The organism is Rathayibacter tritici (genome assembly GCF_001641005.1).
Lineage (GTDB): Bacteria > Actinomycetota > Actinomycetes > Actinomycetales > Microbacteriaceae > Rathayibacter > Rathayibacter tritici.
The window spans coordinates 1,685,046-1,706,788 of sequence record NZ_CP015515.1; the positions used below are offsets into that span (position 1 = coordinate 1,685,046).

Here is a 21,743-nt window from a genome sequence, read left to right on the forward strand (position 1 = left end):
AGAACTCCTCCTGCGTTGCCGGATCGGGGTGACGGCCGGGGCCGGCTCGGGGTACGCAGCCGGACCGGGACGCGACGGCAACAGACAAAGACAGTCCACGATAGCCGATGCCCTCGGCTCGATACCCGGCAGAAGCCGAGAGTGCGGCCGAAGCGGCGCGCGGCGCGGGTGTCGCCCCGGCCGAAGCCCTCTCGCTGAATACACTTTCGGAGTGCCGCGAGCCCCCCGCGGTCCTGCTCTGAAGGAGACGACGTGGCGAACGACGAGGCCGAATTCACCCAGGTGTTCCGTGGCTACGACCGGGACGAGGTCGACAAGGCCATCCAGGGCCTGCGCCGCGAGCTCATCCACTCGAACACCCAGGCGGCCGAGAGCGGCCGGGAGGTGAAGCGCCTTTCCTCGCGGATCGAGGGACTCGAGAAGGAGCTCCAGCAGGTCGGTGCTCCCACCTACGCGGGTCTGGGCGCCAAGCTCGAGCACACCCTGCGCGTCGCCGAGGAGCAGTCCGAGCGGATCATCGCGCAAGCCGAGAACGACGCCTCCGCCCTCCGCCGTTCCATTCGCGACGACGGCGATCGCCTGCTCCAGGAAGCCCGTGACGAGGCCGAGCGCCTCGTGACTCAGGCCCGCCGCCGCGCTGATCGCACCCGCGACGAGTCCGAGGCGCAGGCCGCCGCGACCCTCGGCAAGGCCGCGGACGACCGCGACGTGATGACCCAGGACGCGGTCCGCGAGGCCGCCGCGATCCGCGGCACCGTCGCAACCGAGGCCGCCGAAACGCGCGCCACTGCCAAGCGGGAGGCCGCCGCGATCCGCTCCGAGGCCGAGCGCGAGGCCGCGGAGATGCGCGCCGTCGCTGCCCGCGAGATCGAGGTCGCCCGCGCCGAGGCCGCCCGCCTCGCCCAGGCGAACGAGCTGCTGCGGGCCGAGGTCGCCTCCGAGGTCGATCACCTCCGCGCGGCCGTCGAGGCCGAGGTCGCGCAGGGGCGCGCGGCGCTCGAGGCCGAGCTGCTCTCGACCCGCGCCGCGCTCGACGCCGAGGTCGCCGGCATCCGCGCCGAGGGTGCCAGGGAGGTCGCGGACCAGCGCACCCGTCTGGCTCAGGAGCGCGCCGAGGCCGTCGCCGTCCTGGACGCCGAGCTGGCCGGCCTGCGGGCCGCCTCCGCCGACGAGGCCGCTGCACTCGCGCGCGAGGTCGAGCAGGCCCGTATCGACCTGGTCGTCGAGCTGGCCGCGCGCCGCGAGGAGGCCGACCGCGACGACCTGCTCCGACACCAGGAGGCGGTCGCGCAGACGCAGCGATACCTCGACGAATCGAACCTGCAACTCGCCGACGCGATCCGCCGCGCGAACGACAAGCGCCTCGAGGCCGATGCCCTCCGCAGCGACGCTCTCGACGAGACGACCCGCCTGCGCCGGAAAGCCCAGGACGACTCCGATGCCCTGCTCGACGACGCGCGCGACAGGGCGCAGACGCTCATCGCGGACGCGGAGCGTCGTAGCCGCGAGCTGATGGACACGGCCGAGCGGCGCCTCGATGAGATCCGGACCGAGCGCGACGCGATCGCCGGGTACGTCTCGGGGCTGCGCGGCCTGATCGGGCACATCGATGATCTGGACGACGACGACTCCGCCGACGACGCGAGCAGCGACTCCGGCAGTGACTCCCGCAGTGACAAGGACGACGACGGCACCGGCTCCCCCGACGGCTCCGACAGCAGCTCGGAGGAGGCTTCCGGTGTGAACACCGAGCGCAGCCGCTCCTCCTCCGGGCGCTAGTCGGGCGCCGCGCGGGCGGGCTCAGCCGAGCTCGCCCTCCCACTGGGTCGGCAGCGGTGCGGAGGCCGGGGCGACGACGCGCACGATCTCCTCGAGCACCCGGCGCGTCTGCGCCTCGCCGACCCAGAGGTGCTTGCCGCCCGCCACCGCGACGAGATCCAGCTGCGGCACGCTCGCGAAGCGCTCGGCGGCCGCGTCCGGTCGCAGGTAATCGTCGAACTCCGGGATCAGTGCGACGAGCGGGCGGCCGTCCTCGCCCCAGGCGGCCACCTCGTCCGCGCTCGTGCGGTGCAGCGGCGGCGAGAGCAGGATCGCACCCTCAACCGGATGCTCCCTGCCCCACTTCAGCGCCAGTTCCGTGCCGAACGACCAGCCGACCAGCCAGGGGCGAGGCAGAACGCGCTCCGCGACGAACGCCATCGCCGCGGCGACGTCGGCCCGCTCCTCGGTACCGTGTCCGAACGCGCCCTCGCTCGTGCCGCGTGCCGATGCCGTGCCGCGCGTATTGAAACGCAGGACCGCCAGATCGGCGAGAGCGGGCAGCCGCGCGGCGGCCTTGCGCAGGATGTGCGAGTCCATGAAGCCGCCGTGAGTCGGCAGTGGATGCAGCGTCACCAGCGTCGCGACCGGCTCGCGCTCCAACGGCAGCGCGAGCTCGCCGACCAGCGTCAGCCCGTCGGCGGTCAGCAGTTCGACGTCCTCGCGGCGGGCGGGGAGGACGACGCCTCCGCGGATCTCGTGGGTCATCGTGCTCCTCGGATTCTCCAGCAGTGCGTGTGCCAGTGGCGTCGGCCGGCCAGGTCGGCGGCGTCGCCGAGAGCGCCGTCCGCGCGCCACGTGACCAGGTGGGCTTGGCCGATGTCGATCGTGAGACCGCAGCCCGGGCAGAGGTAGCTCTTCACCGCGCGGGCCGCGGAGACAGGCTGCACGTTCCACTCCCGGCCGGCGTGCGACTCGGTGCGTCGGAATCCAGCGAGCATCTGCGAGAGGTCGCGCGACTCCTCGTCGTCATCACGACGGCTGCCCCGGGGTCGATTGCTGCGCGGCATCCACCCAGTCTAGAAGCCGCTCGAGAAGGCCGCCGTCCTGGGCTCCCGTCAGTGCGAGCTGTCGTCCATCTCCAGGCGGGTCTCCTCGGCGTCGAGCATCAGCTGGGCACGCCGCAGGGTCCTCGAGGAGTAGACGCCGCGGCCCCGCGCCTCCAGCAGCGCCTCGCGCTCAGCCAGCAGCACCGCGCGGCGCAGCCGAAGGTACTGCGCATGCGGTCCCGGAGGCGCATCCTCCGCCCGCCCCACCTGCTCCCACGCCACCTGCGAGCGGGTCAGGGTGTCCCGGCGCACCCGCTCGACCACGCGCTCACCCGCCTCGCCGTCGGGAAGCTCGGCGACCGCCTCCGGCAGCGCCTGGATGCCCGTGGCCGCGACCTCGTCCAGGAGCGTCGCCAGCTCGCGGCGGTCGGCCTCACCGTCGGAGCCCTGGATGCCGGTCAGGCGGATCAGGGCCGGCAGCGTCGCGCCCTGAAGCAGCAGAGTCACCACGGCGACGGTGAACGCGATCAGGATCAGCTGAGAACGATACGGCGTCTCCCCCGGGAGCGACTGGGCCGCCGCGAGCGTGACCACGCCGCGCATTCCGGACCAGGAGAGGACGACTCCGCCCCGCCAGCCGAACGCCTCGCTCGTCGTCGCGGCCAGGTCGGTCTCGCGCCGCTGGTACAGCCGCTCCGCCCGGACCTGCCGGCGCCGGAAGCGCTCGTCGCTGGTCGCGCTGTTGCGCAGCCGCATCACTCCGACCGCGAGCCGCCGGTTGATCCGCTCGGCGCGGCGCCCGGAGCTGCGCAACCACAGCAACAGCGGCAAGACGAACAGCGTGCGCAGCGCGATCAGGATGACCACCGTCGCCAGTCCCAGCAGCACCGCCGTGCCCACCCCGAACTCCCCTGGGTCGACGACCCCGCTGATGATGGCCTTGATCTCGGCTCCCATCAGCAGGAAGACGCCGTTCTCGAGCAGGAACTGCGCGGTCCGCCAGTTCACCCGCTCGCTGATCCGCGACTGCGGCGAGAGGAAGCGCGCGCTGTTGTGCCCCGTGTAGATCCCGGTCACGACGACGGCGAGCACGCCGGATGCGCCCATCTCCTCCGCCGGGATGTAGGCCAGGAAGGGTACGGCGAACGATACGGCCGTGTCGAGCACCGGGTCGCGCAGCGTCGAGCGCACGAAGACGGTGATCACCCCGATCGCCACGCCCAGGGCGATCGCCATCAGGACGGAGTAGACGAAGAGGACGCTCACCTCGCCCACGTCAATCGCGTCGGCGGTGACGGAGGCACCGACCACCGCGGCCGCCGCCGTCGCTGCCCGCAACAGCACCAGCGCGGACGCGTCGTTGACCAGGCTCTCGCCCTCGAGCACCGTGACCAGCCGCGGCGGCAGGCCGAGCTTCTTGCCGATCGACGTCGCTGCCACCGCGTCCGTCGGACTCACCACGGCGCCGAGAGCGATCGCCGCGGGCAGGCTGAGATCGGGGAAGACGAGATAGAGGAAGCCACCGACGACCAGTGCCGTCACCACGACCAGCAGCACCGAGAGCCCGAAGATCGATCGCAGGTTCCGCCGGAAGTCGGTGAGCGGAACCTGGATCGCCGCCGAGTAGAGCAGCGGCGGCAGCACCCCGGCGAGGATCAGCTCCGGTTCGACCTCGATGGCCGGGACGCCGGGAAGGTAGGACGCGCCGATGCCGATGACGACGAGAAGCAGCGGCGCCGCGATGCCGAGGCGGCTCGAGAATCGCGCGACCGTAACGACGGTGATGATCCCGACGATCCCGAGCAGCGCGTCATCCACGGCTCCAGGGTAGCGAGACGTTCAGCCGCGTCGGTTCAGTACCAGCCCAGTGACTGCGAGTGCCCCCACGCACCGCACGGCGATCCGTAGCGGCCCGAGATGTAATCGATGCCCCAGACGATCTGCGTGCTGGCATTCGTTGCCCAGTCCGACCCGGACGTGGCCATCTTGCTGCCGGGCAACGCCTGCGGGATGCCGTAGGCACCGCTGGACTTGTTCTCGGCGTACACGTTCCAGCCGGACTCGCGGTTCCACAGCAGGACGAGGCAGTCGTACTCGCTGTCGGCCCAGCCCCGCTGCACGATCATGTCGTAGGCGATGGCCTTGGCCGAGCCCGGGTCCGGAGCGGCGGCGCGCGCGACGGGTGCTGCGGCCTGGGCGGAAGAGCCCGACTCCTCCTCGACGCCACCCGGGGCGGGCTGCGCCTGGGCGGGGATCGCCGCCGGAGTGGGGGTCGGGGTCGGGGTGGGCTTGGGCTTCGCCTCGGCACCGAAGGAGTCGCGCTGAACGGTACGCTCTGCGGCGTCGGCCACCACGAGTCGCTGTGCCGCATCGCCGTTGAAACGCGCCGGTGCCTGGTAGTACGGGGAGGCGACCGCGCCGCTGGACGGATCGACGACGTTCACCATCGCGAACGCGATCGAGGCCATGAAGGCCAGAACCGCCACCGGAACCCGGGCCCAGGAGCGCCGCACCGGGGTTTGACGCGGGACCGCCGGGCGACCGCTGCTACGGTACGCGGGCGGGCGGGCGACGGAAGTCTGAGAATGCTGAGCCACGATGACGAAAGCATAACGGACGACGTCCTGATCGGCCAGCAGATCCGCGGCCGACCGGCAGCGTCAATCGGTCAGCGGACCGCGAGCATGACGTCGACCACCGTGTCGAGCAGCAGATCGACCTGCGGTTCAGCGTAGCCCCCGCGCAGCGGAGCGAAGGAGACGGTGCGCACATCGTCCACAGTCAGCACCGAGCCGTCACGGAAGTAGCCCGAGATCCGATCGGCGAAGGCATCGACCTGGCGAATGTTGTACCCGGTCGTCAGCACGCCCGCTCGCGTGAAGCGTTCGCGGGGAGCCCGGGCCAACCGGTTCACGATCTCCTGGGCCCTCGCTCGCGCATCCGCGAGCCACGCCTCCTCCCCGTGCGCCGCGATGGCGTACTGCCGCTCGCGCATCGCGAAGGCGTCCTCGAGTCGCTCCAGTGCCGCGTCCACGTGCGGCGCGGAATAGCCGCCCTTGCGCAGGGTGAAGGCGGCGTGGCGCAGGTCGGCCGCCCGGAGATCCGCCGGTCCCCCGGACAGCTGCGAGTAGGCCTCTCGGGCGGAAGCGAGAAAGGAGTCGACCTCACCCGTGTCGTAGCCAGGACGGGACTCGCGGGCACGGGGGAAGGGAGCGGTCATCCCGACATCATGCCAAGCCGCGGGTCGGGAGAGGAATCGGCGCGCCCCGCCGGACCTCCGAGTCGGCTCAGTGCCCGAAGAGGAAGTACAGCACGTAGGCCGCGGCGGCCGAGGGCAGGATCGAGTCGAGGCGGTCGAGCACTCCCCCGTGCCCTGGCAGCCACGAGCTCATGTCCTTAATGCCGATGTCACGTTTGATCAGCGACTCCGCCAGGTCCCCGAGCGTCGCCGTCAGCAGCACGACCGCCCCGAAGACCGCACCGACCCACCACGGCTGACCAAGCATCAGCAGGGCGAGAAGGACACCGACGACGATGCCTGCGACCGCCGCGCCGGCGAAACCCTCCCAGGTCTTCTTCGGACTGATCCGGGGCGCCATCGGGTGCTTGCCCCAGGTCAGCCCACTGATATAGGCGCCGGTGTCCACGACGATCACCAGCACCAGGAACGCGAAGGCCCAGAGCTGGCCGCCCGGCTCGGCGACCAAGCGGATCGCGAAGGCGCAGAGGAAGGTGGTGTAACCCTGCACGAAGGCGCCGAGGCCGATGTCGAGGGCGAGGTCGCGCCGACTGGAGGCCGTGCGCCGGAACAGCTGCTCGCCCAGACGCCAGACGCCGACGAGGATCGAGCCGCCGAGCACCGCCGCCCACGCCGCTCCGAGACCCCCGTAGTAGGCGGCCGGCACTGCGGCGACCGCCGCGATTCCGGTCGGGATGCGCGGGATGTCACGGCCGGCGTGGCGGAGCGCGTTCGAGAGCTCCAGCGCCGCGAGGAGCACCAGAGCGCCCGCGAGCACCATGAAGAGTTCCTTGACCACCAGCAGACTGACGACCATCGCGCCACCGCCGATCAGACCGATGGCGGTCGCCGACACGAGGTTCCGGCCGGAGCGCGCGGTCAGGCGGTCGTTCGTCGCCTCGAGCTGAGCCCGGGTCGCTTCGAGCTGGCGCTCGACATCGGCCCGGCCCTGCTGGGCACGCGCGCGCAACGCGTCCCTGGTGACCATCCGGGACCCCCGGGCACCCGGGACGCGCGGAGACGGTCTCTTCTGGCCGTCCACGCTCTTCTGGCCGCCCACGGGTCCTTCGGGGATCTCGCCCACCGCTACACCTCGAGCAGTTCGGATTCCTTGCGCTTGAGCGCCTCGTCGATCGCGTCGACGTGCTGCTTCGTCAGCGCCTCGAGCTCCTTCTCGCCGCGGGAGAGCTCGTCGTCGCCGATGTCGCCCTTCAGTGCGTCGAGGTCGTCCTTGCCCTTCCGGCGGATGTTGCGCACCGCGATCTTCGCGTCCTCGGCCTTCGTGCGCACGATCTTCACGAACTCCTTGCGGCGCTCGGCGGTGAGCTCCGGCAGGGTCACTCGGATCAGCGTGCCGTCGTTCGTCGGGTTCGCACCGAGGTTCGGCATGTCCCGGATGGCCTGCTCGATGTCGCGCAGCGAGCCCTTGTCGTACGGCGTGACGAGGAGGGTGCGGGCCTCCTGGTTCTGCAGCGAGGCGAGCTGCGAGAGCGGCGTCGGCGTTCCGTAGTAGCTCACCAGCACCTTCTGGAACATGCCGGGGTTCGCCCGCCCGGTGCGGACCGTGGAGAAGTCCTCCTTGGCGACCTCGACGGCCTTGCCCATCTTGGTCTTCGCGTCGGCCAGTACATCCGAGATCACAGGGAACTCCTTAAGAGAGGGAAGTGGTCAGTCTAGTTCGAGACGAGGGTGCCGAGATCGGCGCCGCGGATGGCCTTCGCGACATTGCCTGAGGGCTCCATCCCAAAGACCTGCATCGGCATGCCGTTGTCCATGCACAGGCTGAACGCAGTGGAGTCGACGACCTTAAGGCCGCGCTGGAGCGCCTCCAGATAGGTCAGAGTGTCCAGCTTTTTCGCCTCGGGCGTGGTGCGCGGGTCGGCGTCGTACACGCCGTCCACTCCGTTCTTCGCAACGAGCACCACGTCGGCGTGCGTCTCGAGTGCGCGCTGGGCGGCGACCGTGTCGGTCGAGAAGTACGGAAGCCCGGCGCCGGCACCGAAGATCACGACGCGACCCTTCTCCATGTGCCGAATCGCTCGACGGGGGATATAGGGCTCGGCGACCTGTGTCATCGCGATCGCCGACTGCACACGGGTCTCGGCGCCCGCCTGCTCGAGGAAGTCCTGGAGCGCGAGGGCGTTCATCACCGTACCCAGCATGCCCATGTAATCGGCCCGACCGCGGTCCATCCCGCGCTGGGAGAGCTCGGCTCCGCGGAAGAAGTTGCCGCCGCCCACGACCACCGAGACCTCGACCTCGGTGGCGGCATCGGCGATTTCGCGGGCGAGGGCGCTGATCACATCAGGATTCACGCCGAGCGTGCCGGCGCCGAACGCCTCCCCCGACAGCTTCAGCAGCACCCTGCGGCGCTTGCCCGTCGTCATCGCATCCGTCTGCGTCATGGACGTTTCCTCCCGTAGACCCGTACAAACTTATCCCGCCCGGAGCACGCCCCGCGACCGCGCCGCGGACGGCCCGGGCAGAGCGAAGGGAGTCCGGGTCGACTGAACGACCCGGACTCCCTCCTGCGGTGCTGTCAGGCGCCGACCTTGAAGCGGGCGAAGCCCGAAACGCTCAGACCCGCGTCGCTCAGGACCTTGCTGATGGACAGCTTGTTGTCCTTCGCGTACTCCTGGTCGAACAGCGCGACCTGCTTGAAGTACGCGTTCACGCGTCCCTCGATAATCGTCGGCAGGGCCGCCTCGGGCTTGCCCTCGCCGCGCGAGATCTCCTCGACGATGCGGCGCTCGGTGTCGACCTCGGACTGCGGAACGTCCTCACGCGAGAGGTAGGACGGGTTCGCAAACGAAATGTGCTGAGCGACGGAGCGCGCGGTCTCGGCGTCCTCACCCGCGTAGCCCACGACCACGCCGACCTGCGGAGGCAGGTCCTTGTTGGTCTTGTGCAGGTAGATCGCGAAGTGCTCGCCCGAGACGACGGCCACACGACGCAGCTCCACCTTCTCGCCGAGGATCGCGGCCTCGTCGTTGATGAGGTCGGCAACGGTCTTGCCGTCGGCGGGGGCCGCGAGGGCCTCCTCGACTGTGGTGGAGCCGGCGGCGACGACCGCGGCGAGCACGGCGTCGGCGAGGGCGATGAATTTGGTGCCCTTGGCGACGAAGTCGGTCTCGCAGGCGAGTTCGATCATCGTGGCGACGCCGTCCTTCTCGGCGGCGGCGACGAGGCCCTCGCTTGTGGAGCGGTCGGCGCGCTTCGCGTTACCCTTAGCGCCCTTGAGGCGGAGGATCTCGACCGCCTTGTCCAGGTCGCCATCGGCCTCGACGAGCGCATTCTTCGTGTCGACCATGCCGGTACCGAGCTGCTCGCGCAGCGTCTTGACGTCAGCGAGGCTGAAATTAGCCATGTTCTCGGAACTCCTCTTGGTTCGGAAACTCTGCGGCGCCCTCACGCGGGGCGGCGGACTCTCGAAAAGCCCAGCACGCCGAGGTGACGACGGTTCTTACTCGTGGTGAACGTGTACCGACCGAGCGGGGGCCGGACGACCGCGAACGCGGCGTCCGACCCCCGTCACGGAACGGGAGGTCAGACGGCGGCGGTCTCGTCGGTCGAGGTCGCGGCGGCGTCGGCCTCGGGGGCCTCCTCCGCGGCGGGTGTCTCGGCCTCGGCGACGGCCTCGTCAGCCGTCGCGGCCTCGGCGTCGGCGACCTTCTCGGTCTCCGCTCCGGCCTGCTCGTTCGGCTCCTGCACCTCGGCGGCAGCGGGGGCGTCAACGGCGGGGGCGTCGGCAGCGGGCGCGTCGGCGCCCGTGGCGAGCAGCTCCTGCTCCCACTCCGCCAGCGGCTCCACGGCGGAGACATTGCCCTCGGCCTCGGGCTTCTGGTGGCGCTGGATGAGGCCCTCGGCCGCGGCGTCGGCGACGATGCGGGTGAGCAGGCTCACCGAGCGGATCGCGTCGTCGTTACCCGGGATCGGGTACTGGACCTCGTCCGGGTCGCAGTTCGTGTCGAGGATGCCGATGACCGGGATGCCCAGCTTCTTGGCCTCGTCGATCGCGAGGTGCTCCTTCTTGGTGTCGACGACCCAGAGGGCCGACGGCGTCTTCGAAAGGTTGCGGATTCCACCGAGTGACTTGTGCAGCTTGTCGAGCTCGCGCTTCTTGATGAGGAGCTCCTTCTTGGTGAAGCCGCTCTTCGACGTGTCGTCGAAGTCGAGCTCCTCCAGCTCCTTCATGCGGGCGAGGCGCTTCGAGACCGTCTGAAAGTTGGTCAGGAGTCCGCCGAGCCAGCGCTGGTTCACGTACGGCTGGCCAACGCGGGTGGCCTGCTCCGAGATCGCGTTCTGCGCCTGCTTCTTGGTACCGACGAAGAGAATGGTGCCGCCGTGGGCGACCGTCTCCTTGACGAAGTCGTAGGTCTTGTCGATGTAGGCCAGCGACTGCTGGAGATCGATGATGTAGCTGCCCGAGCGCTCGGTCAGGATGAAGCGCTTCATCTTCGGGTTCCAGCGACGGGTCTGGTGCCCGAAGTGGACGCCGCTGTCGAGCAGCTGGCGCATGGTGACGACTGCCATGAGTCGTTCTCCTTGTCTCGGGGCCCGGGCGCACGACGGCGCCGAACTCCCGTTCGGTTGTCTGCGACGGCCGGTCGGCACATCGCCCTGGCGCCCGGCGCACTCCCGCCCCCGCCGCGTGAGCGGAGAGGGACCGTGGGAAGCGGAGGCCGAATGGGCGCGCGTAGTCACCCCGACGAGCGAGGTGCTCCGTGCACTCTAGCACCAGAACGGCCGCCTCCCCGCTGCTGCGGAGGGCGGCCGTAGGAGCCTGGAGCCGGGCGCTACTTGCGCGCCGACTTCATCACCGTGCGGATGTGCAGCGTGTCCATCTCCTCCAGCGAGCGGCCCTTGGTCTCGGGGACGAACATGAAGACGAAGACGAACGAGATCGCCGCGAACGCCGCGTAGAGGCCGTAGGCGAGGGTGAGCGACACGTCCTGCGAGAGGATCGGGAAGGTCACGGTGATGACGAAGTTCGCGATCCACTGGGCGGAGGCGGCGAGGCCGAGCGCCGCGGCGCGGATCCGGTTGGGGAAGATCTCACCCAGGAGCACCCAGACCAGCGGGCCCCAGGTGGCGCCGAAGAACACGACGAACGCATTCGCCGAGACCAGGGCGATCGGACCCCAGGCGCCGGGCAACGAGACATCCTCGCCGCTGATCGTCGACTGGCTGAAGGCGATCGCCATCAGCGCGAGCGAGATCGCCATGCCCGCCGAGCCGACCAGGAGCAGCGGCTTTCGCCCGACCTTGTCGACCAGGAAGATCGCCACGAAGGTCACGACGACGTTGACCACCGAGGTGAAGACCGAGATCGCGAACGAGTTCGACTCGTCGAAGCCGACCGCGCTCCAGAGCGAGGTGGAGTAGTAGAAGATCACGTTGATGCCCACGAACTGCTGGAACACCGAGAGCAGAATTCCGACCCAGACCACGGGAAGCAGGCCGAGCGCGGGTCCGCGCAGGCTGGAGCGCTTGGCGTTCTCGGCGTCCTCGTCGATCTTCTTCTGGATGTCCGCGAGGGCCTCGTCGACCTCGTCGCGCGGGGTGACCGTAGCGAGCACCGCGCGGGCGTCCTTGGAGCGGCCGCGCGTCGCGAGGTAGCGGGGCGACTCCGGGAGAGTCAGCGCCAGGAGACCGTAGATCACCGCGGGCACGGCACAGGCGATGAACATCCAGCGCCAGGCGGCCACGCCGAACCAGAACGGCTCCGACGCGCCGTTCGCGCCGGTCGCGATGAGAGTGTCCGAGAGCAGGGCGGCGAAGATGCCGAGCGTGATCGCCAGCTGCTGCAGGGAGGCGAGCGCGCCGCGGATCGCCTTCGGCGCGATCTCCGAGATGTAGGTCGGCGCGATCACCGAGGCGATGCCGATGCCCAGGCCCCCGACGACGCGCCAGAGCACGAGGTCCCAGACCGCGACCGCCACGCCGGCGCCGATGGAAGAGATGAAGAACAGGGCGGCGCCGAGCAGCATGACCCTGATGCGGCCCCAACGGTCGGCCAGGCGGCCGGCGAGGTAGGCGCCGAGTGCGCAACCGAGTAGTGCGGAGGCGACGGCGAAGCCGATCAGCGCTGCCGAAAGGGAGAAATCCCCCTGAATCGCTTCCACGGCTCCGTTGACTACCGAGGAGTCGAAGCCGAAGAGGAAGCCACCGACCGCCGCCGCGATCGCGAGGCCGATCACCTTCCTCTTCAGCTTCGCCGCCGAAGGATTCGGGATGTCCGCTCTCCCACTGGTCGTGTCAGCTTGTCCGCTGGTCATGGTCGTCTCCGATTCTCGCCGCCGGTGGGTGCAGGGTACCGCTCCCGAGCCGGATCACCGGCACGTTACTCCCCGCCCGGCATGCGGTGAGACGGGGTGCGCTCCCTGAAGCGGATGACCTCCCTCCACAGCCTTGCTCTTCCGCCGCTTCTCCCCCGGTCAGGACGACTCCCGCCCGGAGCGTCAATGGGCCCTGGAGGGTGGTCTCATGATCAGTTCTCGTCTCCTGCGCCCGGGCGTGTTCGCGCTCGTCGCGCTGCTCTCCGGCGCACCCGTCCACGCCCTGTCCACCGACGCGACCGCCGTCCGGTGGAGCTCGCCGGTCGGGGGCTTCTCGCTCGTCGCTCCGTGGAACGCTCCTGCGCACCGCTACGCCGCGGGCCATCGCGGGGTCGACCTGTCGGCCATGCCGGGGCAGCCGGTGGTCGCGGTCGCGGCGGGAACGGTGGTGTACGCGGGAAAGGTGGCGGACCGGCCCGTGCTGAGCATCGCGCACGCCGGCGGGCTGGTCTCGTCGCTCGAGCCGGTGGACACGTCGGTGAGCGCGGGGCAGGTCCTTGCGGCGGGGCAGGCAGTCGGCGTGGTGGGAACCGGCGGCCACTGCTCCGAGCGGTGCGTGCACCTCGGGGTGCGCGAAGGCGGGGAGTACGTGTCGCCGATGCGGTTCTTCGGCGGGATCCCGAGGGCGGTGCTGCTGCCGATGGACGGGGAGGCGAGGGGGTCCGTCAGGGCGGGCGCGAGGGTGGTGGTCTGCTCGGTCGCGGGGTTGAGCCAGGGGTCGGGCGGCGGCTCAGGCGCGGGGTCCGGGTCAGGCGCGGGGGTGGGCCAGGCGGTAGGCGTCGCGGATGCGCTCGGTCGAGACGTGGGTGTAGATCTGCGTGGTACCCAGGCTCGCGTGACCGAGCAGCTCCTGCACGGCACGCAGGTCCGCTCCCCCGTCGAGCAGATGGGTCGCCGCGGTATGGCGGAGGGTGTGCGGGCCGGAGGGGCCGGAGCCCTGGCCGCCGTCGAGCAGGCGCGCCACGATCCCGTAGACCGTGCGCGGGGTCAGCCGAGCGCCTCGACGTCCGAGCAGGAGGGCGCGGATGCCGTCACCGGTGGCGAGCGCGGGCCGGGCGCGCTCGAGGTAGGTGACCAGAGCCTCCTTCGCGGGCACGCCGAACGGGACGACCCGCTGCTTCGCGCCCTTGCCGGTGACGAGCACGGTCAGCCGACTCAGGTCGACGTCCCCCAGGTCGACAGCGACCAGCTCCGAGACGCGAATGCCCGAGGCGTACAGCAACTCGATGATCGCCAGGTCGCGCAGTGCCACCGGATCTTCCGTCGCCCCGCGTGCCGCGACCGTGTCCAGCACCTGCTCCGCCTGCGGAAGGGTCAGCACCCGCGGGAGGGTCCGGCCGGCCTTGGGAGACTTGAGCCGGGCGGCGACGTCGATCGGCAGCCGCTCCGTGCGCTGCGCCCAGGAGGAGAAGGAGCGGACAGCGGCCGTGCGCCGGGCGAGCGTCGCCCGCGCGACGCCCGACTCCGACTCGCGCCAGAGCCAGTCCCGCAGCAGCTCCAGGTCGAGCTCGGCGGTGAGGAGTTGCCCTTTCTCCGCCGCGTGGGCGACGAGCCGCACGAGGTCGGAGCGGTAGCCCTTCGCCGTTGCGGGAGAGAGCGAGCGCTCGTCGAGGACGTAGCGGAGGAAGTGCTCGACCGAGTCGGTGAGCGTCTCGTCGCTCATGAGCCCTCCGGCATCCGCGACCACAGGTCGATCCGCCCCTGCTCGTCGAGGCCTTCGAGTCGCTCCGTCAGGTCGGAGCCGAAACGGGTCGCGATCGGCGCTGCCGCGGAGGGGACGAACGACGCAGCGACGGTTTCGGGGTGGACGTGGATGAGGGAGAGGCTCTGCGCGCCGTCGACGCCGGTGAGTTCCCGTTCGGGTGCTCCGAGGTCCATCGTGTAGCTGGTGGCGCCGGCGACGAAGACGGGCACGCCCGCGAAGATGGCCGCAGTCGGGTAGTGCAGGTGCCCGCCGAGGATCGCGCGGACGTCCGTGCCGCGCACGACGTCCTCCAGCCGGTCGATCCCGCGCAGTTCGAGTACCGTCATCGCGCCCAGCGGAGTGGGCAGCGGCGGATGGTGCAGGGCGAGGATCGTGCCGAGCGGCGCGGGAGCGGCGAGCTCGTCCCTCAGCCGGGCGAGCTGCGCGTCGGTGAGGTCGCCGTGGTGGAACCCGGGGACCGCGCTGTCGAGCGCGATCAGCCGGAGTCCGCCCAGGTCCACGACCTGATCGACCGGCCCCGCTCCGGCCGGGTCCTGGTCGAGCAGCACCCGGCGAAATGCTCCGCGCTCGTCGTGATTGCCCATCACCCAGACGATCGGGCACCCGTGCCGCTTCGCCACGGGGTCGAGCTGTGCGCGCACCCGCCGATAGGCGTCCTCTTCGCCCCGGTCCGCGACGTCCCCGGTGACCACGATCGCGTCCAGACGTCCGCCGCGCTCGACGAGCCGCTCCGCCGCCTGCGAGAGCCGGGCGACCGTGTCGACCTTCCCGTAGAGGGGTACCCCCTCGGCCAGCAGATGCGTATCGCTGAGGTGGGCGATCACCCTATCCGCCGCGCGGAAGTGCCCGAGCTGCGGGCGCTCCGCACCGTGTCCTGCTGCCGTGGCGTCCATGCCGCTCCCCTCGCCGATGCGTCTTCAGCGTAGGGCGGACCGCCGACAGCGCCGCTGTAGCGCGGCCGGTCACCCGGGTGACCGGGTCCACTCCCCGTTCTCGGATCGCCTGACCAGGCCGTCGGCGAGAAGCGTTCCTAACGCCGCCAGCGTGTCGTCAAGAGTCTCGCCGGAGGTGCGAGCCACTGTCGCGGCGTCGCGGACAGCGCCGCCCGTCAGTGCTTCCAAGACTCTCGTCTCACAGCCCGTTACGGCCCGCATCGGGTTCTCCGCCGCGTCGGACCCGAGCAGTTCGAGGACGTCCGCCGGCGAGGTGACGCAGGTCGCCGCGTACTCGCGCAGGAGGCGGTGGCAGCCCGTGGAAGAGGCGCTGGTGACCGGGCCCGGCACCGCGCCGAGCGGGCGCCCCAGGGCGGCCGCGTGGCCGGCGGTGTTCAGCGAGCCGGAGCGCGCGCCCGCCTCGACGACGACGGTGGCGGCGGTTGAGGCGGCGATGAGGCGGTTGCGCTGCAGGAAACGCCAGCGGGTGGGGGTGGTGCCGGGAGGGACCTCGGTCGCGACGGCGCACCCGGGGGTCGCGATGATGCGCTGGAGGAGGTCCGCGTGGGCCGTCGGGTAGAGGCGGTCCGCTCCTCCGGCGAGGAAGGCGACGGTACGCCCTCCGGAGCCGAGGGCGCCGCGGTGCGCGACGGCGTCGATCCCGAAGGCACCACCCGAGACGACGCAGACGCCGCGGATCGCGACGCCGGCCGCGAGCTCGGCGGCGATGTGCTCGCCGTAGCCGGTCGCGGCGCGGGCGCCGACGAGAGCGAGACGGTATGGGGGGTCGAACGCGGCGCGGTCGCCGCGCAGCCAGAGCAGTAGCGGCGCGTGCGGCCCGAGGTCGTCGAGCGAGCCGGGCCAGCCGGGAGTGTCGGGCAGGAGCAGGCGGGCGCCGAGGCGTCCGGCGATCTCTACCCGACGGAACAGGAGTCTGCGATCCAGGCGTGGGCGCCACCGAGCCAGCCCTGAGTGCAGAGCTGCGACCTCCGAGTCGAGGGGCCCCACCTGGTCGGTCCCCTCCGCTGAGGAGCCGATCGGTGACGCCGCCAGGATGTCAGCGGCCGAGGAGGCGGAAACGACGTGAGCGAAGGCTTCCGCGGCTCCGACCCGCTCAATGAGGAGGGCGGCCGCGGAGTCGCCCGGCTCGGTCAGCGAACTCCAGGCGCACCGAGCGGCGGCATCGATCAGCACGTCCGGCACGGGGACCGCGCCACCGCCCGTGCCGGAGGCAGCGACCGAGGCGGAGGCAGCGTCGACCCCCTCCGACTCGACCCCGACGACGCGCGCATGCGCGCCGCCGTCGAGGAGCTCCGTCGGCAGCAGACGCCGGACAGCCCGCAGCTCCGCGGCGTCGAAAAACGCCTCGGGCCGGATCATGCGGCACCCCCGCGCAGGATGAGGGCGCGTGCCAGGTGGGCGGCCGTCGGGCGGTCGGCTCCGTCGAGGTCGGCGAGGGTCCACCCCAGGCGCAGGACGCGATCGTAGCCCCGCATCGTCACGAGACCGCGCTCCAGGGCTTGGTCGAGCGTGCGGGATTCGAGGATCGTCGGGCGTCGGGCGTCCGAGCGCAGCCACGCGCCGGCGACCTCCGAGTTGAGCATCCACGGCGTCGAGGCCAGGCGGGCAGCGGCTCTCCTGCGGGCGGAGGTGACGCGGTTCCGTGCCTGCGCCGTCGACATCCCGGCGCAGTCGCGGCGGGCGGCGAGCTGGGCTGCGCCGATACGACGGACCGTGAGGCGGATGTCGACCCGATCGAGCAGCGGGCCGCTGAGCCGCGCGAGATAGCGGCGCCGCAGCGCAGGGGCGCAGGTGCAGGTCTCGCCGGGGATGCCGAAGCGGCCGCACGGGCAGGGGTTCGCGGCGAGGACGAGCTGCACCCGCGCCGGGAATTCGGCGACGGCGTTCGCACGGTGGATGCGGATGACGCCCGACTCGAGCGGCTGACGCAGGGCGTCGAGGGCCACGGAGGAGAATTCCGGGGCCTCGTCGAGGAACAGTACTCCGCGGGTGGCGCGGGCCACGGCGCCGGGACGGATGCGTCCGCTGCCGCCGCCGACGATCGCGGCGGAGGAGGCGGAGTGATGCGGGCTCTCGAACGGCGGCCTGCGTACCAGGGCACCACCGGTGGCTGCGCCGACGAGCGAGCGCATGCAGGTGGCTTCCAGCGCGGCCTCGTCATCGAGGTCGGGCAGGATGCCCGGCAGTCGCGACGCGAGCATCGTCTTCCCCGCCCCCGGCGGACCGAGCAGGAACACGTGATGTCCTCCCGCCGCTGCGACCACCATTGCCTCGGCCGCTTCCTCGTTGCCGACCACGTCGGAGAGGTCGCCGCCTGGCTCCGGCTCGGGGGCGGCGGCGGGCGCGGCCGAGACCTCCGGGAGCACCGGCACCTCCCACTGCGCCCCGTGCCAGACCGCGGCGGCGGCCAGCGAGGAGACAGCGATCACTTCGACGCCGTCGACCAGCTCGGCCTCGAGCCGGTCCTCGACGGGCACCATCACTCGGCGCCGGCCCTCGCGCGCGGCGGCGAGCACCGCGGGAAGGACTCCGGGCACGGAGCGCAACCGGCCGTCCAAGCCGAGCTCGCCGATATGCACGACCCCGGCGACGGACTCGGCGTCCACCTCGTGCAGGGCCGCGAGAGCGGCGAGGCCGATCGCCAGGTCGAAGGCGGAGCCGTGCTTGGGCATCGCGGCCGGTGAGAGGTTGACCGTGATCTTGTACTCGGCGATCGTGCTGCCGGAGTTGATCGCGGCCGAGCGCACCCGCTCCTTCGCCTGGGCGAGGGCCGCGTCCGGCAGACCGATGATGACCATGCCGGGGGTCCCGTCCGCCGAGTGCGCCTCCACTCCGACCACAGCGCCCGTGAAGCCGACGAGGCCGACGGCCGATGTCCTCCCCAGGCCCATCAGGCCACCGCCCTCAGGTGTCGGATCTGCGACGGGACTCCGCCGGGCGCCACGATGCCGACCGCGTCGATCCGCAGGTGCCGGGAGCGCTCGTGGTGCTCGTCGGCCCAGGCGTAGGCCAGGCGGCGCAGCCGCTGCGCCTTGGCGCGCGTGATGGCCTCGACCGGCAGCCCATACCGCGTCGATGAGCGCGTCTTGACCTCGACCACGACCAGCGCTGTACCGTCTCGGGCGACGATGTCGAGCTCACCCTCGCGGACCCGCCAGTTGCGGTCGAGAATCTCGAATCCGTTATCTCTCAGGTGTGCCGCAGCGATCTCCTCGCCGCGCCGCCCCAATTCGTCCTTGTCCATGCGTCCTCCTGAGAGAACCGTGCCGGATACCGCGCTACTGGTGCAGAGGCGACGGCGGTTCTGGGGAGGAAAAAGGCGATTCTTCTCCTGTGGAGGAGGGGTTGCGACAGCTGAAGAGTCCCTCGAACGACGGACGACAGCGCGCAACCCGTCCCCTACGAGCCGCGACTCGGAGAGCTCGTGATCAAGGCTCCGATGACGCGACTTCCCGACGACCTGCTCCTGGAACGGCGGGCCGCATGGTCGCGAGGAAGACTAGGCCTTCCTCGAGAGCAGTGACATCACGAAGGAGCGCGACTCACCCACCATGACGGAATTCGCATAGCTGTTGTGGATGTCCATCCCCTTGTCGGTGTAGTTCGACTGACAGAAGTAATCATCAGTCAAGCAGTAGGACCTTACAATGGAGGACTTGTCGTTCTTCGAGTGAGAGGAAGGCGACGATGCTGCGACTGTCAATGACTCGTAGGGATTACCGTCCCAACCGGTCATTCCGTTCTTAGGCCCGCTGTCGGGCGCGTTCCACGGCTCGCCTCCGTGGTAGGACGGCGCACCGAACAGGACGACGGACCGGAGGTGCTTCTTGTCATCCGCAGTGAGTCCGTAGTGCCGCCCCTCGTAGTCCGTGCCGGTGATCGCGGCTCGGATGACCTCGGCACCCTGCGAGTAACCGGCAAGAACGATCGGGGAATTCGGGCAGGACCGGGCCCGGTCCTGCACCTCGAGCACGAGGTTCTTGGCGCCGGTGTTGACGCTCTCGAAATAGGGGCCGAAGTTGTCGGGATTGACTATGGTCGCGGGATACTTCAGACCTTCCGCGGTGACGGGAACGTGCGGGTCGCCCTGGAGACCGCTTGCCAGCTTCTGGAGGAGTCCCCCCAGGCCTCCTGACGCATACGTTCGATCACCGTGTGCCGAGCCGTTGCCGGCCGGCTCGCCACTTCCCCGGACAGCAATGACGGTGGCGGAGTCGCATCGATTGCTTTCCTCGGCCGCGACTGCCGGCGTCGCCAGAGCGGCGGCCGACAGTGTCACGATCAGCGCCGCCACCACTCGTCGGCGTCGCTGTTTTACTCCGGGTCCTGATTGTGCGGTTGCTACAGACAGCATGAGAAACTCCCTTTCTTCAGAGTCGACCCTTCACTACCCGAGGAAACGCTCAGGATACGAATACGCTCAGGATAAGACGTGGCCTTGACGCCGAGTAGTGAGCCGACAAGCACACGGTAAGTCGTTCTCACTGAGAGAGGACTGACCGGCGCGATCATGCAGACGGTGGCGCACGGCAGCAGTACCCGCGCACGCAGAATGCTTCTCGACCCGCGAGAAAAGGGACGGAATGTCCACTCAGCGGCGGAGAAGTGAACCAGCCCGAGAGAAAGGATGACATGTCCAAGAAGAGACGGGGTAGACAAACGCCCTCTTTGGGCGCCCCGCCGACGTGCACCCGGCGAACGTCCCGGTGCAGGAGAGCTGGGCGCAGCGACTCATCGCCGCGTCGAGGCACCGCGCGACTCGACCTCGCCTGCTCGAGCGCGCACGCCATCCGCGGGACCGATGTCGCTACGGGCACTCGCGCCGCGTGTTACTCGTCGAGCGCGAGCTCCTTCGGGAGTTCGAACTCCTTGCGGGAGAGCTCCTCGACGTTGACGTCCTTGAAGGTCAGCACTCGGACCGACTTGACGAAGCGGTCCGAACGGTAGACGTCCCAGACCCACACGTCGCGCATGGTCAGCTCGAAGTAGAAGTCGTGCTCGGTGTCGCGGCGGACCAGCTCGACCTCGTTGGCGAGGTAGAAGCGCCGCTCGGTCTCGACGACGTACGAGAACTGCGAGACGACGTCGCGGTACTCCCGGTACAGTGCCAGCTCGACCTCGCGGTCGTAGTCCTCGAATTCGTCCTCATCCATTGTTGGACAATCCTACGCCGAGCCGGCGGACGTGAACGCCGGGAGCGGCTCCTCGGCCGATGCGCGCGACTTCGACAGCCAGGTCACCCGGTGCAGTGGCGAGGGTCCGACCCGCTCGATCCCCGCCCAGTGCGCCGCGCTGCCGTAGCCCTTGTTGCTGTGCCAGGCGTAGTCGGCGAAGTCCTCGTGGTGCCGCACCATCTGTCCATCGCGGCCCACCTTTGCGAGGACGGAGGCGGCCGAGACCGCGGCGCAATCGCGGTCGGCCTTCACCCGGGTGACGATGGTGAGCTCCGCAGCCCAGGGGCCCAGTGCCGGCGTCAGCCAGTCATGGCTGCCGTCAAGGAGGACGACCGCAGTGGCGAGGTCGACACCCTGGTCGGCGAGCCGCTCGATGCCCCGCGAGGCGGCGCGGCCGAGTCCGGCGATGATCCCAGTCTCATCGATCTCGTCGGCGGCGGACTCGCCGATCGCCCATGCCGAGACCCAGGTCGCCACCGCGGGCTGGAGTGCCTCACGACGAGCAGGCGCCAGCATCTTGGAATCGCGGAGACCCTCGGGGAAGCGCCCGCAGCGCCGCCCGATCGAGACCACTCCGACCGAGACCGGGCCCGCGATCGCACCGCGGCCGACCTCGTCGCAGCCGATCACCGTCTCGTAGCCCTGCCGGAACAGTCGGCGCTCCTGCAGCAGTGTCGGCTCGGCGACGACCACCTAGCCCTGCCCGCTCTGCGTGTCGTCCGAGTTCTCCTCGGACGCGTCCGTCTCGACTCCGCGGAACACCGACGGGTAGTCGTCGAGCCAGGCCCAGTGCTGCACGGGCCAGGTCACCAGGACCGCGCGCCCGACGACGTGGTCAATGGGCACGAAGCCGCCGCCGGGCTTGTCGGTGTTGTAGCGGGAGTCGGCGGAGTTGTAGCGGTTGTCGCCCATCACCCAGAGAGAGCCCGCGGGCACCACCACGTCGAAGGGGGTGGCCGAGACAGCCTGGACGCCCTCCGGGAGCTTCACGTAGGGCTCGGTGATCGGGTTGCCGTTGATCTCGACCTGGCCTAGCGGAGTGCAGCAGGTCACGTGGTCGCCGGGTAGGCCGATCACCCGTTTGATCAGGTGGTCGTTGCTGTCGGGGGCAGTGAGTCCGACCAGGGCGAGAGCGGAATCGACGGCGGCTTGGAGCGGCGGCAGCGAGGCCTCGGAGCTCGGCGAGAGCCACCCGCCGGGGTCGCGGAAGACGACGACATCGCCGCGCGAGATCGGCACGACTCCGGGCACGAGCTCGTTGACGAGGATGCGGTCGTTCTCGACGAGTGTTTGCTCCATCGAGGAGGACGGGATGTAGAAGGAGCGGACCAGGAAAGTCTTCACGAGGAAGGAGACCAGCACCGCGACCACGACGATGATCAGCACATCGCGGAGGAAGAGCAGGACGCCTCGGCGCTTGCGGGGGCGGTTCTCCGACGGATCCGCGGAGTGCCTCGCGTGCTCGTCGTCGTCGCCGGGCAGGCGGACCGGAGCCGTGCTGTCTGTCATCGCTCGCCGTCGCCCCTAC

Annotated in this window: 21 protein-coding genes and 1 pseudogene; 2 read left to right on the plus strand and 20 right to left on the minus strand. The window is 70.3% G+C overall.

Annotated elements, in window-relative coordinates:
• The first annotated feature begins 252 nt into the window (after positions 1 to 252).
• Complete coding sequence (locus A6122_RS07655; protein WP_068253400.1) at positions 253 to 1,779, plus strand: DivIVA domain-containing protein; 1,527 nt, start codon at positions 253 to 255, stop codon at positions 1,777 to 1,779.
• Between the two features lie 21 nt (positions 1,780 to 1,800).
• Here the strand turns inward: A6122_RS07655 and A6122_RS07660 are convergent, their stop codons facing one another.
• The 11 genes from A6122_RS07660 to A6122_RS07710 all read right to left on the minus strand — a co-directional run bounded on the left by A6122_RS07660 (position 1,801) and on the right by A6122_RS07710 (position 12,323).
• Entirely contained in the window at positions 1,801 to 2,526 is a 726-nt protein-coding gene (locus A6122_RS07660; protein WP_068253404.1) for an alpha/beta hydrolase, read from the minus strand.
• On the minus strand, positions 2,523 to 2,828 hold the full coding sequence (locus A6122_RS07665) for a hypothetical protein (protein WP_068253406.1): 306 nt from the start codon (positions 2,826 to 2,828) through the stop codon (positions 2,523 to 2,525). Before A6122_RS07665 ends, A6122_RS07660 begins: the two co-directional genes overlap by 4 nt.
• 48 nt (positions 2,829 to 2,876) lie before the next feature.
• Complete coding sequence (locus tag A6122_RS07670) at positions 2,877 to 4,625, minus strand: cation:proton antiporter (protein ID WP_068253408.1); 1,749 nt, start codon at positions 4,623 to 4,625, stop codon at positions 2,877 to 2,879.
• Between the two features lie 35 nt (positions 4,626 to 4,660).
• A complete protein-coding gene (locus A6122_RS07675; RefSeq protein WP_237358140.1) occupies positions 4,661 to 5,275 on the minus strand; it encodes an aggregation-promoting factor C-terminal-like domain-containing protein in 615 nt (204 codons plus the stop codon).
• Positions 5,276 to 5,475: 200 nt separating this feature from the next.
• Complete coding sequence (locus A6122_RS07680; RefSeq protein ID WP_068253411.1) at positions 5,476 to 6,027, minus strand: DivIVA domain-containing protein; 552 nt, start codon at positions 6,025 to 6,027, stop codon at positions 5,476 to 5,478.
• A gap of 67 nt (positions 6,028 to 6,094) precedes the next feature.
• Positions 6,095 to 7,033 carry a phosphatidate cytidylyltransferase gene (locus A6122_RS07685; RefSeq protein ID WP_084416173.1) on the minus strand — a complete coding sequence of 313 codons (939 nt, stop codon included), beginning with the start codon at positions 7,031 to 7,033 and terminating at the stop codon, positions 6,095 to 6,097.
• 98 nt (positions 7,034 to 7,131) lie between these two features.
• Positions 7,132 to 7,686: a ribosome recycling factor gene (gene frr, locus A6122_RS07690; RefSeq protein WP_068253412.1), complete on the minus strand. Its 555-nt coding sequence runs from the start codon at positions 7,684 to 7,686 to the stop codon at positions 7,132 to 7,134.
• A gap of 32 nt (positions 7,687 to 7,718) precedes the next feature.
• Entirely contained in the window at positions 7,719 to 8,432 is a 714-nt protein-coding gene (gene pyrH, locus A6122_RS07695) for a UMP kinase (protein ID WP_068257297.1), read from the minus strand.
• Positions 8,433 to 8,584: 152 nt separating this feature from the next.
• The gene (gene tsf / locus A6122_RS07700) at positions 8,585 to 9,412 is read right to left on the minus strand and encodes a translation elongation factor Ts (RefSeq protein ID WP_068253414.1); all 828 of its coding nucleotides are present in this window, start codon (positions 9,410 to 9,412) and stop codon (positions 8,585 to 8,587) included.
• A gap of 179 nt (positions 9,413 to 9,591) precedes the next feature.
• A complete protein-coding gene (gene rpsB, locus A6122_RS07705; protein WP_068253418.1) occupies positions 9,592 to 10,578 on the minus strand; it encodes a 30S ribosomal protein S2 in 987 nt (328 codons plus the stop codon).
• 263 nt (positions 10,579 to 10,841) lie between these two features.
• Positions 10,842 to 12,323 carry a sugar porter family MFS transporter gene (locus A6122_RS07710; protein ID WP_084415885.1) on the minus strand — a complete coding sequence of 494 codons (1,482 nt, stop codon included), beginning with the start codon at positions 12,321 to 12,323 and terminating at the stop codon, positions 10,842 to 10,844.
• A 208-nt stretch (positions 12,324 to 12,531) separates the two neighbouring features.
• Here A6122_RS07710 and A6122_RS17680 point away from each other — a divergent pair.
• Positions 12,532 to 12,969, plus strand: a pseudogene (locus A6122_RS17680) (peptidoglycan DD-metalloendopeptidase family protein); the annotation flags it as partial.
• Positions 12,970 to 13,131: 162 nt separating this feature from the next.
• On the opposite strand, the gene A6122_RS07715 reads toward A6122_RS17680, so the two are convergent.
• From A6122_RS07715 to lepB, 9 genes are all read right to left on the minus strand, one after another.
• Positions 13,132 to 14,046, minus strand: coding sequence for a tyrosine recombinase XerC (locus A6122_RS07715; protein ID WP_068257303.1), 915 nt, complete (start codon positions 14,044 to 14,046; stop codon positions 13,132 to 13,134).
• The gene (locus A6122_RS07720) at positions 14,043 to 14,981 is read right to left on the minus strand and encodes a phosphodiesterase (RefSeq protein ID WP_068253421.1); all 939 of its coding nucleotides are present in this window, start codon (positions 14,979 to 14,981) and stop codon (positions 14,043 to 14,045) included. Before A6122_RS07720 ends, A6122_RS07715 begins: the two co-directional genes overlap by 4 nt.
• A 69-nt stretch (positions 14,982 to 15,050) precedes the next feature.
• On the minus strand, positions 15,051 to 16,400 hold the full coding sequence (locus A6122_RS07725) for a DNA-processing protein DprA (RefSeq protein WP_084415886.1): 1,350 nt from the start codon (positions 16,398 to 16,400) through the stop codon (positions 15,051 to 15,053).
• Positions 16,397 to 17,932, minus strand: coding sequence for a YifB family Mg chelatase-like AAA ATPase (locus A6122_RS07730; RefSeq protein WP_068253424.1), 1,536 nt, complete (start codon positions 17,930 to 17,932; stop codon positions 16,397 to 16,399). The genes A6122_RS07725 and A6122_RS07730 overlap by 4 nt, the downstream gene beginning before the upstream one ends.
• Positions 17,932 to 18,285, minus strand: a complete 354-nt coding sequence (locus tag A6122_RS07735) for a YraN family protein (RefSeq protein ID WP_068253427.1) — start codon at positions 18,283 to 18,285, stop codon at positions 17,932 to 17,934. Before A6122_RS07735 ends, A6122_RS07730 begins: the two co-directional genes overlap by 1 nt.
• A 255-nt stretch (positions 18,286 to 18,540) precedes the next feature.
• The gene (locus tag A6122_RS07740) at positions 18,541 to 19,335 is read right to left on the minus strand and encodes a cutinase family protein (protein ID WP_068253430.1); all 795 of its coding nucleotides are present in this window, start codon (positions 19,333 to 19,335) and stop codon (positions 18,541 to 18,543) included.
• A gap of 535 nt (positions 19,336 to 19,870) precedes the next feature.
• On the minus strand, positions 19,871 to 20,194 hold the full coding sequence (locus A6122_RS07745) for a DUF2469 family protein (RefSeq protein ID WP_056044100.1): 324 nt from the start codon (positions 20,192 to 20,194) through the stop codon (positions 19,871 to 19,873).
• Positions 20,195 to 20,206: 12 nt separating this feature from the next.
• Entirely contained in the window at positions 20,207 to 20,908 is a 702-nt protein-coding gene (locus A6122_RS07750; protein ID WP_068253432.1) for a ribonuclease HII, read from the minus strand.
• Positions 20,909 to 21,724: a signal peptidase I gene (gene lepB, locus A6122_RS07755; RefSeq protein WP_068253435.1), complete on the minus strand. Its 816-nt coding sequence runs from the start codon at positions 21,722 to 21,724 to the stop codon at positions 20,909 to 20,911.
• Positions 21,725 to 21,743: the final 19 nt, after the last annotated feature.

What these genes read in the sequence shown, in the direction of transcription:
- A6122_RS07745 (WP_056044100.1), bottom strand. Translation starts at nt 20,194, where the DNA reads ATGGATGAGGACGAATTCGAGGACTACGACCGCGAGGTCGAGCTGGCA.
- A6122_RS07680 (WP_068253411.1), bottom strand. Translation starts at nt 6,027, where the DNA reads ATGACCGCTCCCTTCCCCCGTGCCCGCGAGTCCCGTCCTGGCTACGAC.
- A6122_RS07720 (WP_068253421.1), bottom strand. Translation starts at nt 14,981, where the DNA reads ATGGACGCCACGGCAGCAGGACACGGTGCGGAGCGCCCGCAGCTCGGG.
- lepB (WP_068253435.1), bottom strand. Translation starts at nt 21,724, where the DNA reads ATGACAGACAGCACGGCTCCGGTCCGCCTGCCCGGCGACGACGACGAG.
- A6122_RS07730 (WP_068253424.1), bottom strand. Translation starts at nt 17,932, where the DNA reads ATGGGCCTGGGGAGGACATCGGCCGTCGGCCTCGTCGGCTTCACGGGC.
- A6122_RS07725 (WP_084415886.1), bottom strand. Translation starts at nt 16,400, where the DNA reads ATGATCCGGCCCGAGGCGTTTTTCGACGCCGCGGAGCTGCGGGCTGTC.
- A6122_RS07675 (WP_237358140.1), bottom strand. Translation starts at nt 5,275, where the DNA reads ATGGCCTCGATCGCGTTCGCGATGGTGAACGTCGTCGATCCGTCCAGC.
- rpsB (WP_068253418.1), bottom strand. Translation starts at nt 10,578, where the DNA reads ATGGCAGTCGTCACCATGCGCCAGCTGCTCGACAGCGGCGTCCACTTC.
- A6122_RS07660 (WP_068253404.1), bottom strand. Translation starts at nt 2,526, where the DNA reads ATGACCCACGAGATCCGCGGAGGCGTCGTCCTCCCCGCCCGCCGCGAG.
- A6122_RS07735 (WP_068253427.1), bottom strand. Translation starts at nt 18,285, where the DNA reads ATGGACAAGGACGAATTGGGGCGGCGCGGCGAGGAGATCGCTGCGGCA.
- A6122_RS07685 (WP_084416173.1), bottom strand. Translation starts at nt 7,033, where the DNA reads ATGGTCACCAGGGACGCGTTGCGCGCGCGTGCCCAGCAGGGCCGGGCC.
- tsf (WP_068253414.1), bottom strand. Translation starts at nt 9,412, where the DNA reads ATGGCTAATTTCAGCCTCGCTGACGTCAAGACGCTGCGCGAGCAGCTC.
- A6122_RS07715 (WP_068257303.1), bottom strand. Translation starts at nt 14,046, where the DNA reads ATGAGCGACGAGACGCTCACCGACTCGGTCGAGCACTTCCTCCGCTAC.
- A6122_RS07710 (WP_084415885.1), bottom strand. Translation starts at nt 12,323, where the DNA reads ATGACCAGCGGACAAGCTGACACGACCAGTGGGAGAGCGGACATCCCG.
- A6122_RS07665 (WP_068253406.1), bottom strand. Translation starts at nt 2,828, where the DNA reads ATGCCGCGCAGCAATCGACCCCGGGGCAGCCGTCGTGATGACGACGAG.
- pyrH (WP_068257297.1), bottom strand. Translation starts at nt 8,432, where the DNA reads ATGACGACGGGCAAGCGCCGCAGGGTGCTGCTGAAGCTGTCGGGGGAG.